The organism is Parvibaculum sp. MBR-TMA-1.3b-4.2, from assembly GCF_053628815.1.
Window position 1 is genome coordinate 2,262,757 of sequence record NZ_JBRJHC010000001.1, and the last position, 16,128, is coordinate 2,278,884.

A 16,128-nucleotide genomic window follows, 5' to 3' on the forward strand; every position below is an offset into this window, starting at 1 on the left:
GCTCCCCCCATGAGCCTGGAGACCATCGTCAGCAAGCTGCGGCGTCACGCCCTGTTTTCCCGTTTCGACAGGGTGAGACTGGAAGTGATCGCCTTTTCCGCCGAAGCGCTCTCCTTTGCGCCGGGCGCGACCGTTTGCGAGGCGGGAACGCCCGCCGACGGCGCGCTTCTGGTGCTGGAGGGCGAAGCGGTAATGTTTCTCGAGGAACGGGGCGAACGCCGGGCGCTCAGGCTTGACAGCGGAGACCTCATCGGCGAAACGGCCCTGATCGAGCCCAGATCCTGGGAAGCGACGACCCGCGCGGTGACCGCCCTTCAAGCGGTCCGGCTGCGGCGCGACACGTTTCACAGGCTCATTTCGGAATTTCCAGAGATGGGGCAGCTTGTCACGGCGCATATGACCGATCGGCTGGACGAGTTGCAGGACGATCTATGGCGCCTGAAGGCGCGGCTCGGTTCGGCAAAACCGGTCACCCGCGCCTCGCGGGCGGCGGCAAAAGAACAAGGGGAGGGGTGCGGTTCCGATGACGAAGACTGATGCGCCGAAATGGGGTGAACCGGCAGGAGAGCCCAAGGCCGACTGGCCACCGAATATTCAGGCACTCTATAAGCGCCGGGCGCCCGCGAGCGAGTATCTGGGGCTCCACATCATCGATGTGAGCCGGGAGGCGCTGACCGTCGACGTGCTGTTCGAGGCCGGCGAGCAGCTTTGCAATCTCTGGGGCGGCATTCAGGGCGGCATGGTCGCGGCGATGCTGGATGATGTGATGAGCCTGGCTGTCGGTCTCGATCTGGAATGGGGTCAGATCAGCCCGACGCTGGAGCTCAAGGTCTCCATGCTCAATGCCGCGCGGCCGGGCTGCATCTATGGCCGGGGGCGGGTCATCAAGAAAGGCAAGTCGGTCGGTTTTGTGGAAGGCGAGCTTTACGCGCCGGACGGAACGCTGCTGGCGACCGCGAGTTCCACGGCAACATTCGTGACGCTGAAGCGGAAGGAAAAGAAGGCGGGCGAGACGGAAAAAGCCACTCAGGCGTAGCCGTTTTTTTCGAAGAAGTCCCGCGCCTGCTGGCTCAGATGCGTTTCGAACAGTGCGAAATGGTGGCGGATGCCCGCGTTGAGCGCTGCCTTGTCGAGCTTGAGAATATTGCGCGTTTCGCGCAGGAAGCTTGGCCAGTACCGCACCACCATCCAGACATTGTCGGCGAGCGGCACCAGCTCGTCTTCCGGCAGGGTGAGATGTCCCGCCTCGATCATGTCATGCAGAAAGACGATCACCGCCCGGGTGGTCATGTCGTAGATGCTTGAGATGCGGCTTTCGAGATCCGGCGACGCGCGCCCATATTCGGCCTGGTCGCGATAGAGATACTGATAGGCCCAGACCTCCTCGAACATTACGCGATTATAGCGCGCATAGTCCTCCAGGACGGTTTCGGGCGAGCTGTCGATCGCGTTGCGCTTGTCGATCTGGGCGAAGAGCGCAAGCTGGTGCGCACGCACGAGGTCGCGCTTGGTGCGGAAGTGGTACCAGAGATTGCCCTCCGAGATGCCCACCTCCTCTGCGATCCGCGCGGTGGTGACCGCGTCATAGCCCAGCTCGTTGAAGAGCTTGAGGCTGCTGGAAACAATTCTGTCCTTGGTCTTGGGTGCCATGGGGATTTTCTTGCTTTTGTTATCCGCCCTGTGTCCGGTGCGGATCACGCCGCGCGCGGCCGGGCCCGAGCTTCCCTCATTTGTGCCAGTTTCGGCGCTAATTCACAAACTTGTCATTAGCGGAAACCGGCCAAAATCCGGGCTTGCACGTCTAGGGCGAATACCCTACTTTAGGGGCCTCACCCTAATAAGAACCGGGTGGCGCTTTCCCCCTATTTGGCGTCAAAAACCGGCTGGACGTGAGGAACCCCAGGAGCGGGCACCGAGACGGCATCCCCCTATAATAAGGGCTGCCCCACAGCCTAGAGCCGCAGCGTCGCGATTACTGGCGCATGATCGGAGGCCCGCTCCCATCCTCTCGCTTCTTTCAGAACCTGCATGGATGTCGGTGCGTCGGCGAGAGCCGGTGTGACCCAGATGTGGTCGAGGCGGCGGCCGCGGTTGGACGCTTCCCAATCCTTGGCGCGATAGCTCCACCAAGAATAAAGCTTTTCATGCTCCGGCACGAACTGGCGCATGACGTCGACCCAGTTGTGGGACGCCATAACCTCGTTCAGCAGATCGACCTCGACGGGCGTGTGGCTGACGACTTTCAGAAGCTGCTTGTGGCCCCAGACATCGTGCTCGAGCGGTGCGACGTTGAGGTCGCCCACCAGCACCATGCGCGCCTTCGACTTGTTGCGATGGCCTTTGTACCAGTCCCGCATCTCACCCATGAAGTTGAGCTTGTGCGCGAATTTCTCGTTCTTTTCCGGGTCCGGCTCGTCGCCGCCGGCGGGCACATAGTAATTGTGGATCCGCAAGCCGCCCGGCACGTCCAGATCGACCGACACATGGCGGCTGTCGCCCATTTCGCAGAACTCGCGGGAGCTTGTCGCGGTGAAGGGAATGCGGCTCACCGTGGCGACGCCGTGATAGCCCTTCTGGCCGCAAACGGCCATGTGCTCATAGCCCGCCTTTTTAAGCGCCTTGTAGGGGAAGTTGTCGTCGGTGCACTTGATCTCCTGCAGGCACAGCACGTCGGGCGCATGTTCGGCCAGCAGTTTTTCGACGTGATTGATCCGTAGACGGACGGAATTGATATTCCAGGTTACGAGTTTGAACTCCACGGGCGACAGGCTCCGTTTTCGAAATGGATGGGCGTTTCAGAAGAGATTGAGCGTAAGCCCGGCAATGCCGATGGGCCAGCGGCCGCGCGCAAAAAGCGTGAATTTACGTCGGAAGGGGTGGTCGTGATCCTCCTCCGCGATGAGAGCGAGCGCGGCATTATGCGCGGACTGGAGCGCGGCGCCCGCGGCGGCGTTCAACAGTCCCTCGTCGCCGATATCCCAGAAATGGGCGGCGTCGCCGACTGCCTGGCGCATGCGCTGACCCAGAAGTGCGCTCACATGTGTCATGGCGATGGAGAGGCCCTGTTCGCTGACGCGGTCGACGGCTTCCGCCGCGAGCGCTGCCCGCAGGCTTTCCTCCGCTTCCCACTGAAGCGGTTCGATGTCGAAGGTCATGGCCGCGTCGGCCGCCTCCTCCCAGTTCCGGATACGCGCAACCTCGGCATCGGGAAAGCCGAGCCCGTCAAGATAGGAACGCGCAAGCGCCCGCGTTTCCTTGTCCAGCGGCCGTCCGAGATCGGTGAACCAGGGCAGGTTCACGGCTTCTTCGGCAAAGCGCCGAAGGCCCGCCAGGATCGGCAGTTCGGCTTCCAGCGCTTCCAGTTCGGCATCCGAAATGGTGAAGGTCTGGCCCGGCGGCTCATTGTCGTTGGAATAGAAGTCGTCAGACATGGCCTCGCTTATACAGATCGAGGCGGGAAGCGGAAAGCGGCTGGAACCGGTAGCGGCATAAAAGGTGCGCCTTGCAATCGAAACGAGGACGGCGCGGCGCATAAAGTAGCGCCCCGCCGGGGGGAGACGGGGCGCTACCGCGCGTCTTCTTGCGCGGGGGCGCCGGGAGGGGATTCCGACGCCTTGGTCAGGACTTTCGCGTGAGGCATCGGGGGGCTTTGCCAGACGCGAACTTTAGTGTCCCGGCCTTGTAGAGATTATTTAGGCTTCAAGCCTGAGCGTTTCAATGGGGATTTATGGGTAATCGGTAATTTCGAGTTAAAAAGGCCGGTACATGAATTATTGTTAATAACCAACGACTTACGAATTTGTGTGCCACAACGAAAACCCCAGGATTTCCTGAAAGGCCTGTGACAGGGCGTCACACCCAGTGAAAAACTCGGGTATTTGGCGCATCACGATCCGGACTTTACGACCCGGACGGCGAAATCGCCAATATGGCGACGGCCGCCACATTGAGTGCGATCGCATAGGTCGCCAGCAGCCCGAAAACAGGCCGGATCGGCTCTTTCACGGCAAGTGCCAAGGCGAACATCATGACCGGCATCCAGTCCAGCGTGAAACGCTGGGTGTTGTACTGGGAGTAGCCGTTGCCGTGATAGAAGAGCGTGACCCCGGCGATCAGCAGGGCGCAGAGCGCGCCGATGATGACGGGCCTTCTGGCCGGCGCGAAGAAGGCCAGCAGAACGAAGGGGCTTGCTGCGATAATCGAGGTGCCCATCGGATCGAGGCCGACCATGTCGAGAAGATCCGGCCCGCCCCATTGCACATGGAACCCCTGCACGAAGAGATAGAGGGCATTGAAAAGGAAATAATCCTTCGAGAAGAGCCCGATATGCGTCAGCCGATGATTGATCAGGGACCAGGTCTCTGCATCGGGCGAGGCGATGTAGATATAGCCGGTCTCCATCGGATCGCCGAAGCGGACCCAGTTATAGGTGAGGTAGACGGCGACCGCAGCGGCGACGGGCAGGCCCAGTTTCAAGGCTCGCACGATGTGCGCCTTGCCGAAGGAAATAAGCTGTTCCTCCGGTTTCAATGACAGGGCGAAAAGGAATGGCACAAGCAGTATCGACATCTGCCGACAGAGAAAGGCGGCGCCGATGAACAGGCCCGCGCGCACGAGGCTCATCCCTCGCATGACTTCGTGCAATGCCGCCGAGACCAGCAGGAAGTTGATGCTCTGGGCGAAAAACCAGACCTTGTCCGTGCGGAGCGTGACGTAGAAGAGCGGGCTTGCGAAGGCGAGCGCCAGGAGCAGCCAGACAGCGGTTTCCCGCCGAACTTCCATCGTTTCGAGAATGCGCCACCAGAGCCAGAGCGAGGCAAGCGTCGCTGCGAGGCCGATGATCATGAAATGGCTGAAGCCGGGCCCGAATACCGCGACGAAAGGCATGGTGACCAGAGCAGGCACGGGCGGAAAGACGACATAGTTCTTGCCGTTGAAGCTTGCACAGTCGCCGTCGAAACATTTGTCGACATCGAGCCGGCCATGAAGGAAGGCGTCCGCAAGTGCCGCATAGCTGTTGGTATAGCCGGTCTCCACCAGCATCTGGCGGCCGATGGCCATGGCGAGCAGCAGCGCCAGAAGCGCGGCGACAACGAGGAGAAACTTCTCCCGGAACCGCATCGAGGCGGCACCCTGAGCGGAAATTTCGGTCATTCGCGTCACCCCGTTCGCGGTTTTGCCGCCCGGCCTCAATAGCGGGCGGGCAGCCCGGTCATGGGCACGAGAATGCGATGTAAAGGTTTCGGAATGTTTTCCCCGGCGGACAGAAAGGTCCGCCGGGGTTTTTTGAGGCTTTTTGGGCCTTAGAGGACGCCGAGATCCTTCGCCGTCAGGTCGATGCAGCGGCGGGCGAGCTCGAAGAGTTCGTCGATTTCGCCTTTCGAGATGACCAGCGGCGGGCTTAGCACCATGGTGTCGCCGATGGCGCGCATGATGAGACCTTCCCTGAAGCAATGATTGCGGCACTGGCCGCCGACATTGGCGTCATCGGGGAATTTGGTGCGGGTCGCCCTGTCCTTCACCAGCTCGATGGCGCCCAGCATGCCGACGCCGCGCGTCTCGCCCACCAGCGGATGGTCGGCCAGCTCGGCGAGCTTCTTCTGGAAATAGGCGCCGGTTTCGCCGCCCGCCTTCTCCACCAGCTTTTCGCGCTGGATGAGCTCGAGATTGGCGAGCGCCACCGCCGCGCAGACCGGGTGGCCCGAATAGGTGAAACCGTGGGACCATTCCTGCGGCGAGTTGAAGAGCGTGTTGCCGACGCGCTCGCCGAAGCCCAGCGCCGCGATGGGCTGGTAGCCGGACGACAGCCCCTTGGCCATGTTGATCATGTCGGGCTCGATACCGAAGGTGTCGGAGCCGAACCACTGACCGGTGCGTCCGAAGCCGCAGATCACCTCGTCCACATGCAGCAGGATGTCGTATTTGCGGCAGATGCGCTGAATCTCTTCCCAATAGCCCTTGGGCGGAATGATGAGGCCGCCCGCGCCTTGAATGGGTTCGGCGACGAAGGCCGCGACATTTTCCGCGCCGAGTTCGAGGATCTTGTCTTCAAGGCTCTTTGCGGTCTTGAGGCCGTATTCCTCCGGCGTCATGTCGCCGCCCTCGGCGTACCAGTCAGGGCATTCGACATGGACGAAGCCCGGCAGCGGCAGGTCGGCCTGCGGATGCATGGAGGTGAGGCCCGAGAGCGAGGCCGCGGCAAGCGTGACGCCGTGATAGGCCTTTTTGCGGGCGATGAAGATCTTCTTGTTGGGCTTGCCTTCGAGGTTCCAGAAATAGCGGATCGCCTTCACGGCGCTGTCGTTTCCTTCCGAACCGGAATTGGCGAAGAAGAAACGGTCGATGCCCTTGGGCGTGACCTCGGCGAGCTTTTCGGAAAGCTCGGCCACATAGGGCGTCGTGGTCTGGAAGAAGACGTTGTAATACGGCAGCTCTTTCAGAGCCTTGTAGCCGGCTTCGGCCAGTTCCTCGCGGCCATAGCCCGCCTGCACGCACCACAGACCGGCCATGCCGTCAATCAGGCGCTTGCCTTCAGAGTCGTAGAGATAGACGCCTTCGGCGCGGGTGATGACGCGGGCGCCGGTCTGCGCCAGGTCCGCATGGGTGGTGAAGGGATGCAGGTGGTGACGGGCGTCGATTTCCTGCCAGCGCTTGGTCTGGTTGGAGGGGGCTGCTTGAGACATGAGATTGCTCCGGGTCCGAAGAGAATAAGAAATCAGCGGAAAAGAACGCGCGAGCGTGTCCCCGCGCGCCGGAGCGGGCCTATGGGTTGTAGCCGATGCGGGCGCACAGGATCAGCAGGTCGCGCTTGCGCATGAAGCCGGTCCGGCTGCCGATCTGAGTAATGAAACGCTGCATGCGCATGATGTTATCCGAAGCGCCTCAAGGGTGCGAGTCCCGTCCTTCGCCCCGGAATGCCTCACACATTCAGCAGCAGATGCTCGCGCTCCCAGGCGGAGATGACCTGCTGATAGGCTTCATGCTCGGTGTTCTTCACATCCATGTAAACTTGCGAAAAGCGCTGACCGAGGACTTCGCGCAACTCGGTTGCCGTCCGCAAATGGTCGAGCGCGTCGAGCAAATGGCGCGGCAGCGCATAACGCTTCGACTCATATGCATTGCCCTTCATCTCGCGGGTCGGCGTCAGCTCGTTCACCATGCCGAGATAGCCGCAGGCCAGCGTCACCGCGATGGCGAGATAGGGATTGGCGTCGGCGCCGGGTACGCGGTTCTCGACGCGGCGGCCCGAGCGCTTCGCATCCGGAATGCGCAGGCCGACCGTGCGGTTCTCATGGCCCCAATGCGTGTTGATGGGGGCGGCGAGGTCTTTCACGATGCGGCGATAGGAATTCACGTTGGGCGCGATGAGCGGCATGGCGGCGGGCAGGAATTTCTGCAAGCCCGCAATGAAGGAGAGGAAGAGTTTGGTGTCCCTCCCCTGCTTGCTGGCAAACAGGTTGTCGCCCTTTTCCGCATCCACGATCGAGGTGTGGATGTGCATGGCGCTGCCCGGCTCGCCTTCATAGGGCTTGGCCATGAAGGTCGCATAGATGCCGTGGCGCAGCGCCGCCTGGCGCATGGTGCGTTTGAAGAGGAATGCCTGGTCGGCGATTTCCAGCGGGTCGCCATGATCGAAATTGATTTCGACCTGAGCCGCGCCGGATTCGTGAATCAGCGTGTCGATGTCGAGATCCTGCGCCTCGCAGAAATCGTACATGTCTTCGAAGATCGGATCGAACTCGTTCACCGCGTCGATGCCGTAGGACTGTCGTGCGCTTTCCTGACGGCCATTGGCGCCGATGGGCGGCTCCAGCGGATAGTCCGGATCGATATTCTTGGCGGCGAGGAAGAATTCCACCTCAGGCGCGCAGACCGGTTTCCAGCCGCGTTCCTCGTAAAGATCGAGGATGCCTTTCAGCACATTGCGCGGCGCGATGAGTACCGGTGACTGATCCTTGTAGTTCGCATCGCAAATGATCTGCGCAGTGGGCTCGTCATACCAGGGTACGACGCGCACGGTCTTTGCGTCCGGATCGAGCGTGATGTCGGGTTCCAGATCGTCCAGCACGTCGCTGTCGATATAGTCGCCGGTCACGGTCTGGCCGAAAATCGATTCCGGCAGACGAAGCGTGCGGTCTTCGAGGCTGGCGACGAATTTGCGGGTCGGGAGGATCTTGCCCCGGGCGATGCCGGCCATATCCGACACCATGCATTCGACTTCCGTGATCCGGTGGTCTTTAAGCCACTTGATCAGTTCTTCGCGTGTTTCCGGCTTGCTGTTGTTGCTGGCCGCCATACGACACCTGATTTTCCTTTGCGGCGTCCCCCGGATGACTGCCGTGATTTTCGTCGGGCCCGGAAATTCCGGTCCGGGGAGGCTCGGGCGCCATGCCCGCAGCCTCGCGCACCGCATCGCCAAAGGCGCCGAACAGCGCCTGCGATACGGGATTGTCCCAATAGTGCCATTCCGGGTGCCACTGCACGCCCATGGCGAATGTTTTTGCGCCGGCGACACGCATGGCCTCCACCGTGCCGTCGGGCGCGCGGCCTTCGACGAGAAGGCCTTCGCCCACGCGGTTCACGCCCTGGCCGTGCAGCGAGTTCACGTCGATTTCGGTCGTGCCGAGAATGCGCTCGAAGGTGCCGCCCGTTTCCAGCATCACCTTGTGCGCGGCGGCATATTGCTCGTCGAGCGATGCGTTCTTGTCCTCGCGATGGTCGAAGCGTGTCGCATAGCCCTTTTCGGCCTCGCTTTCTTCCAGATGCTGGAAGAGCGTGCCGCCATAGGCGACGTTGAGTTCCTGGAAACCCCGGCAGACCACGAAAAGCGGTACCGCCCTGTCCACGCAGGCGCGGATGAGCGAGAGCGTCAGCGCATCGCGTTGCGGGTCCAGCAGCACGCCTTCGCGCGGATCGGGGCCATCATAATGCGAGGGATGCACGTTGGAGTGCGATCCGGGCAGGAAGATGCCGTCGCACAGGGCGAAAATTTCGTCGAGATCCACGTCCTCATTCAGCGGCGCGCGCGGCAAGGGCAGCAGCACGGGCTGACAATCGGCGGCGCTGTCCACGGCGGCGATGTACTTCTCGCCGACGGCGTGGAACGGATGGGGCCCGAGCATCTTCACGTCGCAGGGTATGCCAACCACTGGACGTTTTTTGGCGGGACGCTTTCGGGCCGGTCTCGATACGGATGAATTCTGGCTCATGAGACGATCAGGTTACCACGGCGGAGCAAGGGCCGGTCAAGCAGGCTCACGACGCGCCGGACCGGAGGTGTCGAGGATATTAGACGATTTCGGGGGCTATAGCCGGGATGACAGCCGAGTCTGGACGGTTGTCAGTTCTTGGAGCCGCCGATGGAGGGACGCTGGTCGTCGCGCAGGACGAAGAGCGCATTGTCGGCTTCCACCCCGGCGCGGACATTGCGCAGCGCCACCGTGGTCTGGAGACCTTGCGCATCCGTCACCACCCATTGGCGAAGCTGAAGGTTCGGCTGGTCGAAAACCAGCGTCACCGTGCCGGGCAGTCCGTCATCCTTGCCGGTCAACTTGATACGCAGCACGCCCGGCGCCTTTTCGACGTCGAGCACGTTGGTCTGGGCCAGGAGATCGACTTTCTCGTCGAGAATGGGTGCGAAAGGCAGAGAACTCAGTGGAATGCGCTGGGCGGGTGCATCGCCCTCCTTCACCGCGACCCAGAAGCCGTCGGCCACCACGAGCTGGTTTGCAGGCGGATCATATTCGAAGCGGGCGCGTCCGGGGCGACGGATAAAGAATTTGCCCTGTGCCATGGAGCCGTCCGCCCCGATCTGGAGAAAGTCACCCTGAAGGCGCTTCATGCCGTTTAGGTAGGCATCGACCTCCTTCACGGCGGCGATATCGGCGGGGCTCAGTTTGCCTGTCGCGGCGGCGGTCTCCTCGCGCGGCGCGTCGGCCCGCGTTTCGGCATTGGCGGAGGCCGTGCCTGCGCTCAGAACGGCAAAAGTCAGTATGCCGAGCCCGATCACGGCGGCAGCATAAAACCAGCCCTGACGGGCGCGGTTGTTTTCACCTGGGATGTGATGCTGCTTCGACATGGGATCAAAGCTAGCAATGGTTTGTGGCAAAATCTGGCTATCCATTGGGCGTTCTATGGGCGATCCGGCGGCTTTCCCGGGAATTTATGATGGAACCCCTAGGATAAAGGTGAGGTAAACCGGCTCGGGAAATATTTGTTTTATCAGTGGTCGCCGACCAGAACTTCGCGTTTGCCCTGATGATTGGGCGGGCTGACCACGCCTTGTTCCTCCATCATTTCGATCAGTCGGGCCGCGCGGTTATAGCCGATCTGCAGACGCCGCTGAATGTAGGAGGTCGAGGCGCGCTTGTCGCGTGCGACGATTGCCACGGCCTTGTCGTACAGCTCGTCGCCCGAGCCGCCGCCCTCGAGCGACAGGCCGTCACCGTCGCCTTCGGGTTCGGCGGTGATGGCATCGAGATATTCCGGCACGCCCTGCCTCTTCAGGAAGTTCACCACCTTCTCCACCTCCTCGTCGGAGACGAAGGGGCCGTGAACGCGGCGAATGCGGCCGCCGCCGGCCATGTAGAGCATGTCGCCCTGACCGAGAAGCTGTTCGGCGCCCTGCTCGCCGAGAATGGTGCGGCTGTCGATCTTGGAAGTCACCTGGAAGGAGATGCGGGTCGGGAAGTTCGCCTTGATGGTGCCGGTGATGACGTCGACCGACGGGCGCTGGGTGGCAGTGATCATGTGGATGCCGGCGGCGCGCGCCATCTGCGCCAGACGCTGGACGGCAGCCTCGATCTCCTTGCCCGCGACCATCATCAGGTCGGCCATTTCATCGACGATGACGACGATGAAGGGCATGGGCTGGAGGTCCATTTCCTCTTCCTCGTAGATCGCCTCGCCGGTTTCCTTGTCGAAGCCGGTCTGGACGGTGCGCACCAGCACCTCGCCCTTGGCGGCGGCCTCGCTCACGCGATTGTTGTAGCCCTCGATGTTGCGGACGCCGACCTTTGACATTTTCCGGTAGCGGTCCTCCATCTCCTTCACCACCCATTTGAGCGCGACCACCGCCTTTTTGGGATCGGTCACCACCGGGGCCAGAAGATGGGGAATGCCGTCATAGACGCTGAGTTCCAGCATCTTGGGATCGACCATGATGAGTTTGCAGCGGTCCGGCGGCAGCTTGTAGAGGAGCGACAGGATCATGGTGTTGATGCCCACCGACTTGCCGGAGCCGGTGGTGCCCGCGATCAGCAGATGCGGCATGCGCGACAGGTCGGAGATGACCGCTTCGCCGCCGATATTCTTGCCGAGTGCGAGGCCCAGCCTGGAATTGTGGCTCTCATATTCCTGCGTTTCGAGCAGCTCACGCAGATAGACCATTTCGCGCTTGGCGTTGGGCAGCTCGATGCCGATGGCGTTGCGGCCCGAGACGACGGCGACGCGAGCGGAGACGGCGCTCATGGAGCGTGCAATGTCGTCGGCGAGCGCGATGACGCGGGAGGATTTGATGCCCGGCGCGGGTTCCAGTTCGTAAAGCGTGACGACGGGGCCGGGACGCACATTGATGATCTCGCCCTTGATACCGAAATCGTCGAGCACGGATTCGAGCAGGCGCGCATTCTGTTCCAGCGCTTCGTCGCTCATTTTTGCGCCGCCGCCCGTTTTCGGCGGGGTCAGAAGCGAAAGCGCTGGCAGCTGATAGGGGCTATCCGGATCGAGTGCGAGCGAGGGCTGCGCTTCGGCTGCGGCGCGCTTGGATGTCTTTCTCTTCTGTGCCGTGCGGCTCACCTTGGGGGCGGTCCTTGAAACGGTCGGCTCTACCCTTTGAGCGTTCGCGGCGCGTTCGCGGCGTGCGGATGCTTTCTTGCGGCGCGGCGGCGTTTCTTCCTCTTCGTCGTCGGCGTCGCGGCGGCCGAAGCCCGTATTGCTGCGCGCAGCCTCGCGTTCCTCTTCGCTCAGAGGCGCAAAATCGCCCCGGCGCAGCAGCCGGTCGGTGAAATCGGTGACGCTGTCCGACAGGGTCCAGATCGCCATGCGCAGACGGCCGGGTTCGAGGTCGGGCCGGTCGAAGATGTTCTCGCCGTCCTCCTCCCCCTCGTCCTCGTCATCCGCTTGCACCACGCGGCGGCGGGGACGGCTGACGGCGCCGGCGCGGTATCCGGCGGGCTCTTCGCGGCGGGTTTGCGCGCGTTCCGACCGCGCATCGGCCAGCCGGCTGAACAGGGCTGCGACATCCTCGCGCCGCATGTCGATTGCGTAGCCGAGCGCCAGCACAGCCACAGGGCCCATAATGATGGCGGTCAGCACGAAGGCGCTGGCTTCGCCGATGAGATTGACGAAAAGGCTCAGGCCCAGAGCGGCGAAGATGTCGCCGAGAAATCCGCCCAGCCCCGACTGGAGCTGCCAGTCGAAAAGACGCGGCATGGTGCCGAAGAAGCAGGCGGCGGTGAGCGTGCCGCCCAGCCAAGCCGCGACGCGGAAAACCGGATGGCCGGGTGCGCGATGCGATAGAAGCCGCCAGCCCCAGGCGATGAGCGGGATCAGGAAGAAAAGCGCGCCCAGGCCCAGCGTCTGCAGCAGCACGTCGGATGCGTAGGCACCCGGCAATCCCATCCAGTTGCCCGGCAGATTGGAGGTTGCGTTGTTGAAGCTCGGATCGTCGATGGAGAAGCTTGCCAGCGCCACAAGGCCGAAAAGCCCCAGTCCGGCGAGGGTGAGGCCGGCCAGTTCCTGCAGCCGCTTCGCGCAAAAATCGCGGATCGCGGGCGGCAGGTAGCTCAGCGGGTTCGCAAGGAAACGTCTCACCAAACCTGTTCCGTTCGTCCTGTTGCGGGCGGACCGGGCTGCGGATCCGCGTGTTGTGCCGGTGCCGCGCGACCGGCTGCCCCGCGCCGCCGCCTTGGCGGTTTTCCCCTTGCCTGCCTTGTTTCGGGCAGTCGCGGGTTTGCGGGAGGCGGATCGGCTTGCGGACTTTGTCTTCTTGCCACGCTCGGAGGAGACGCTCACAACACCTCCGCCATGCGGGTCAGGGCTTCGCCGGTTTTCTCCTCATTGTCGACAAGCGCGACGCGGATATAGGCCGATCCCGGATTCGCGCCTTCATAACCGATTGAATCTTCGCGCGAGAGATAGGCCCCCGGCAATACCTTCACGCCGCCCCGCGCCCAGAGTTCGCGCGCAGCCCGCTCACCATCGCCGACATCGAGCCAGAGAAAGAAGCCGCCGGCAGGGCGATAGAAGCCGAAACGATTGCCCAGAATGCTCTCTGCGAGATCGATCTTGCGGCGATAGAGGTCGCGGTTCGCGGCGGCATGCGCATCATCGTTCCAGGCGGCCGTGGAGGCGGCGAGGATCGGCAGCGGCACCTGCGGGGCGCCGATATTGCGGAAGGCGCGGAAGCGCGTCATGAAGGCCTTGCCGCCCGCGCAAAAACCGGAACGAAGGCCCGGCAGGCTCGACCGCTTTGACAGCGAATGAAAGACAATCAGATTGTCAAATGGGTCTGCGCCGGGTTTTTCCGGGCCCAGCTCAAGTGCGGCCTGAAGAGCGCCGGGCGGCGGGTCGCGGTCATAGATGTCGGCATAGCACTCGTCGAGCGCAAGCAGGATGTCGTATTCGCGGGCCAGTGCGATGAGGCTCTTCAGATAGTCCATATCCGCGACCGCGCCCTGCGGATTGGCCGGGCTGCAGAAATAGATGACCGAGGTGCGTGCGAGGAGGTCCTCCGGGAGCGCGTGGAAATCCGGCAGGAAGCGGTTTTCGGCTGTCGCGGCCAGATAGACCGGTTCCGCGCCCGCGGCCAGCGCGGCGGCGGCGTAGCATTGATAAAAGGGGTTCGGCATCAGCACGGCGGGCCGTTGGCCGTTTTTTTCCGGTGGGGTCGCCACCAGCGCCATGTTGAAGAGCGCTTCGCGCGTGCCGTTGACGGGCAGGATCTGCGTATCCGGGTCGAGTGCGTCGCCTGCGCCGAAGCGGCGCTGCAGCCAGCCCTGCACGGATTTGCGGAAATCCGGCGTCCCCATGATCGGCGGATATTTGCCGAAAAGGGCCGCATTCGCGTTGATCTCGTTCAGCACGAAATCCGGAAACGGGTGTTGAGGCTCGCCCAGCGAAAGGATCAGCGGCGGCTTCCCCGGCTCGATTCCCTCGATCAGCGCGTTGAGGCGCGGAAAGGGGCTGTCGGGCAGCGCGTCGAAGCGCGACCGGCTCTCCGGTCGTTGCTCCGTCCGTTTCTGGCCGTGAATCTCCGTGTCGGTCATGACGCTGCCGGCTCTCAAGCCTGTTGAAAGAGTGCTTCGGTTGCCCTCCCGGTGGCGGGCGGCGGGATTCGGGAGCGCTTCGGGCCGCGAAGCGTGGGCGATCTTAAACAGCCCCGCATCGGCGGTCCAGCGCTACCGACCAACCCTTGAGGTGGAAAACTCTGTGGATTCCTCGTGGGTTATCCACAAAATCCAAAGCAATCTTTTAAAAAGGCGTTAACCGAAGCCCCGAGGCAGCCCGGAGGCAGGTCTGGCGGCGGCCGCGTCAGCGGGCCGCCACTTCCTGTTCCGGGTTGGCGCCGATCATGTGAATGGAGAGATCGGCGCCTCTATGCTCGGCCTCCTGGTCCAGCCGGATGCCGATGGTGGCCCGCAAGACCGCATAGACCGCGAGACCGGCCGCCAGCGCATAGACCGCGCCTGCGAGTGAACCGAAAAGCTGTGCCGTGAAGCTGACGCCGCCCATGCCGCCGAGCTGCTCCAGGCCGAAGATGCCCGCAGCGACGCCGCCCCAGAGACCGCACAGCCCGTGCAGTGGCCAGACGCCGAGCACGTCGTCGATCTTGAGCTTGTCCTGACAGGCCTCGAACATGACAACGAAGATGGCACCGGCCACACCGCCTACCACGAGAGCGCCGATGGGATGCATGATGTCGGAGCCGGCACAGACCGCCACCAGGCCCGCCAGCGCACCGTTGTGAACGAAGCCGGGGTCGTTCCTGCCGGCGATGAGGGCCGCGAGAATGCCGCCGGCCATGGCCATCAGCGAATTCATGGCGACGAGGCCGGAAACGCCTTCGAGCGACTGGGCGGACATGACGTTGAAGCCGAACCAGCCGACACAGAGCATCCAGGAGCCGAGCGCGAGCCAGGGAATGGAGGAAGGCGGGAAGGCATGCAGCTTGCCCGTCCGCGAATAGCGGCCCGAGCGTGCGCCGAGCATCAAAACCGCTCCGAGCGCGATCCAGCCGCCCACGGCATGGACGACGATGGAGCCCGCGAAGTCATGGAAAGGCGCGCCGAAGGCGGTGGTCATCCAGTCCTGAATGCCCAGATTGCCGTTCCAGACGATGCCTTCGAAGAAGGGATAGACCAGCGAGACGAGGATCGCGGTGGCGCCGACTTGCGGCCAGAAGCGGGCGCGTTCGGCGATGCCGCCGGAAATGATCGCTGGAATGGCGGCGGCAAAGGTGAGCAGGAAGAAGAATTTCACGAGATCCTTGCCCTGCGGCGCGAAACTGCCCGTGGAGCCGGAGAGTACATGCGCGGAGGCAAAGAAGTTCACCCCATAGGCGACCATGTAGCCGATGAAGAAATAGGCGATGGTCGAGACGGCGAAATCCACAAGGATCTTCACCAGTGCGTTCACCTGGTTTTTGTGGCGGACCGTACCGACTTCGAGAAAGGCGAAGCCGCCATGCATGGCGAACACCAGAATGGCGCCCATCAGAATGAAAAAGACATCGCCGCCCGACATCGCCCCTGTCAGGGCTGCGGGCGCGCTCTCGACCGGATTCATGAAATGCTCTCCTTCGGTGCCACCGTCGGTCCGAACGGAAATGCCGGACCGTTCTCCCCAAGCCGGTGTTGCGCCCGCCATGCAGCAGGTGCCCAGCCTTTTTATTGGTCGTTCTGCACAATCAAAGGGCATGCCAGCCTGCCCATTTTCCGGGCAAGCGCGGAATTCCGCGGACTTTGGGAGTTTTTCAGATAAAGGGGAGAGGTGGTCGCGAAGTCACGCCTAATAATTGGACCCGATATATAGGCATATCGATCAATTAATATGCATTTGTCCCGGCGGCTCGGGGCGTCGGGAGGCTGTCGTCGTCCTCGGCAGGGCAAATAAAAAGAGCCCGACGGG

The 16,128-nt window shown here is 62.6% G+C and carries 13 protein-coding genes; 2 read left to right on the forward strand and 11 right to left on the reverse strand.

Annotation, left to right across the window (positions count from 1 at the left end; translation table 11 throughout):
* Positions 1-9 precede the first annotated feature (9 nt).
* Both ACSSVQ_RS10850 and ACSSVQ_RS10855 read left to right on the forward strand, forming a co-directional pair.
* On the forward strand, positions 10-537 hold the full coding sequence (locus ACSSVQ_RS10850) for a cyclic nucleotide-binding domain-containing protein (protein WP_454182997.1): 528 nt from the start codon (positions 10-12) through the stop codon (positions 535-537).
* The gene (locus ACSSVQ_RS10855) at positions 524-1,036 is read left to right on the forward strand and encodes a PaaI family thioesterase (RefSeq protein ID WP_454182999.1); all 513 of its coding nucleotides are present in this window, start codon (positions 524-526) and stop codon (positions 1,034-1,036) included. Before ACSSVQ_RS10850 ends, ACSSVQ_RS10855 begins: the two co-directional genes overlap by 14 nt.
* Here ACSSVQ_RS10855 and ACSSVQ_RS10860 read toward each other — a convergent pair.
* The 11 genes from ACSSVQ_RS10860 to ACSSVQ_RS10910 all read right to left on the reverse strand — a co-directional run bounded on the left by ACSSVQ_RS10860 (position 1,027) and on the right by ACSSVQ_RS10910 (position 15,786).
* Positions 1,027-1,650, reverse strand: coding sequence for a TetR/AcrR family transcriptional regulator (locus tag ACSSVQ_RS10860; RefSeq protein ID WP_293324194.1), 624 nt, complete (start codon positions 1,648-1,650; stop codon positions 1,027-1,029). The two genes, ACSSVQ_RS10855 and ACSSVQ_RS10860, sit on opposite strands and share 10 nt — an antisense overlap.
* A 302-nt stretch (positions 1,651-1,952) precedes the next feature.
* A complete protein-coding gene (locus tag ACSSVQ_RS10865; protein ID WP_454183001.1) occupies positions 1,953-2,759 on the reverse strand; it encodes an exodeoxyribonuclease III in 807 nt (268 codons plus the stop codon).
* A gap of 36 nt (positions 2,760-2,795) precedes the next feature.
* Positions 2,796-3,533, reverse strand: a complete 738-nt coding sequence (locus ACSSVQ_RS10870) for a hypothetical protein (RefSeq protein WP_454183003.1) — start codon at positions 3,531-3,533, stop codon at positions 2,796-2,798.
* A gap of 367 nt (positions 3,534-3,900) precedes the next feature.
* A complete protein-coding gene (locus ACSSVQ_RS10875; RefSeq protein WP_293324187.1) occupies positions 3,901-5,154 on the reverse strand; it encodes a glycosyltransferase family 39 protein in 1,254 nt (417 codons plus the stop codon).
* Positions 5,155-5,303: 149 nt separating this feature from the next.
* On the reverse strand, positions 5,304-6,683 hold the full coding sequence (locus ACSSVQ_RS10880; RefSeq protein ID WP_454183005.1) for an aspartate aminotransferase family protein: 1,380 nt from the start codon (positions 6,681-6,683) through the stop codon (positions 5,304-5,306).
* A gap of 236 nt (positions 6,684-6,919) precedes the next feature.
* Positions 6,920-8,296 carry a glutamine synthetase family protein gene (locus ACSSVQ_RS10885; RefSeq protein ID WP_293324181.1) on the reverse strand — a complete coding sequence of 459 codons (1,377 nt, stop codon included), beginning with the start codon at positions 8,294-8,296 and terminating at the stop codon, positions 6,920-6,922.
* Positions 8,238-9,149 carry a gamma-glutamyl-gamma-aminobutyrate hydrolase family protein gene (locus ACSSVQ_RS10890; RefSeq protein ID WP_454183007.1) on the reverse strand — a complete coding sequence of 304 codons (912 nt, stop codon included), beginning with the start codon at positions 9,147-9,149 and terminating at the stop codon, positions 8,238-8,240. The genes ACSSVQ_RS10885 and ACSSVQ_RS10890 overlap by 59 nt, the downstream gene beginning before the upstream one ends.
* 191 nt (positions 9,150-9,340) lie before the next feature.
* On the reverse strand, positions 9,341-10,078 hold the full coding sequence (locus ACSSVQ_RS10895) for a LolA family protein (RefSeq protein WP_454183009.1): 738 nt from the start codon (positions 10,076-10,078) through the stop codon (positions 9,341-9,343).
* 143 nt (positions 10,079-10,221) lie between these two features.
* The gene (locus ACSSVQ_RS10900; protein WP_454183011.1) at positions 10,222-12,813 is read right to left on the reverse strand and encodes a DNA translocase FtsK; all 2,592 of its coding nucleotides are present in this window, start codon (positions 12,811-12,813) and stop codon (positions 10,222-10,224) included.
* Between the two features lie 197 nt (positions 12,814-13,010).
* Positions 13,011-14,267, reverse strand: coding sequence for an aminotransferase class I/II-fold pyridoxal phosphate-dependent enzyme (locus ACSSVQ_RS10905; RefSeq protein WP_454183013.1), 1,257 nt, complete (start codon positions 14,265-14,267; stop codon positions 13,011-13,013).
* Between the two features lie 265 nt (positions 14,268-14,532).
* Positions 14,533-15,786 carry an ammonium transporter gene (locus ACSSVQ_RS10910; protein ID WP_454183015.1) on the reverse strand — a complete coding sequence of 418 codons (1,254 nt, stop codon included), beginning with the start codon at positions 15,784-15,786 and terminating at the stop codon, positions 14,533-14,535.
* Positions 15,787-16,128 lie beyond the last annotated feature (342 nt).

Coding starts and splice junctions, on each gene's coding strand:
- ACSSVQ_RS10850 (WP_454182997.1), top strand. CDS start 10: ATGAGCCTGGAGACCATCGTCAGCAAGCTGCGGCGTCACGCCCTGTTT.
- ACSSVQ_RS10855 (WP_454182999.1), top strand. CDS start 524: ATGACGAAGACTGATGCGCCGAAATGGGGTGAACCGGCAGGAGAGCCC.
- ACSSVQ_RS10895 (WP_454183009.1), bottom strand. CDS start 10,078: ATGTCGAAGCAGCATCACATCCCAGGTGAAAACAACCGCGCCCGTCAG.
- ACSSVQ_RS10885 (WP_293324181.1), bottom strand. CDS start 8,296: ATGGCGGCCAGCAACAACAGCAAGCCGGAAACACGCGAAGAACTGATC.
- ACSSVQ_RS10875 (WP_293324187.1), bottom strand. CDS start 5,154: ATGACCGAAATTTCCGCTCAGGGTGCCGCCTCGATGCGGTTCCGGGAG.
- ACSSVQ_RS10870 (WP_454183003.1), bottom strand. CDS start 3,533: ATGCGCCGCGCCGTCCTCGTTTCGATTGCAAGGCGCACCTTTTATGCC.
- ACSSVQ_RS10860 (WP_293324194.1), bottom strand. CDS start 1,650: ATGGCACCCAAGACCAAGGACAGAATTGTTTCCAGCAGCCTCAAGCTC.
- ACSSVQ_RS10905 (WP_454183013.1), bottom strand. CDS start 14,267: ATGACCGACACGGAGATTCACGGCCAGAAACGGACGGAGCAACGACCG.
- ACSSVQ_RS10880 (WP_454183005.1), bottom strand. CDS start 6,683: ATGTCTCAAGCAGCCCCCTCCAACCAGACCAAGCGCTGGCAGGAAATC.
- ACSSVQ_RS10910 (WP_454183015.1), bottom strand. CDS start 15,786: ATGAATCCGGTCGAGAGCGCGCCCGCAGCCCTGACAGGGGCGATGTCG.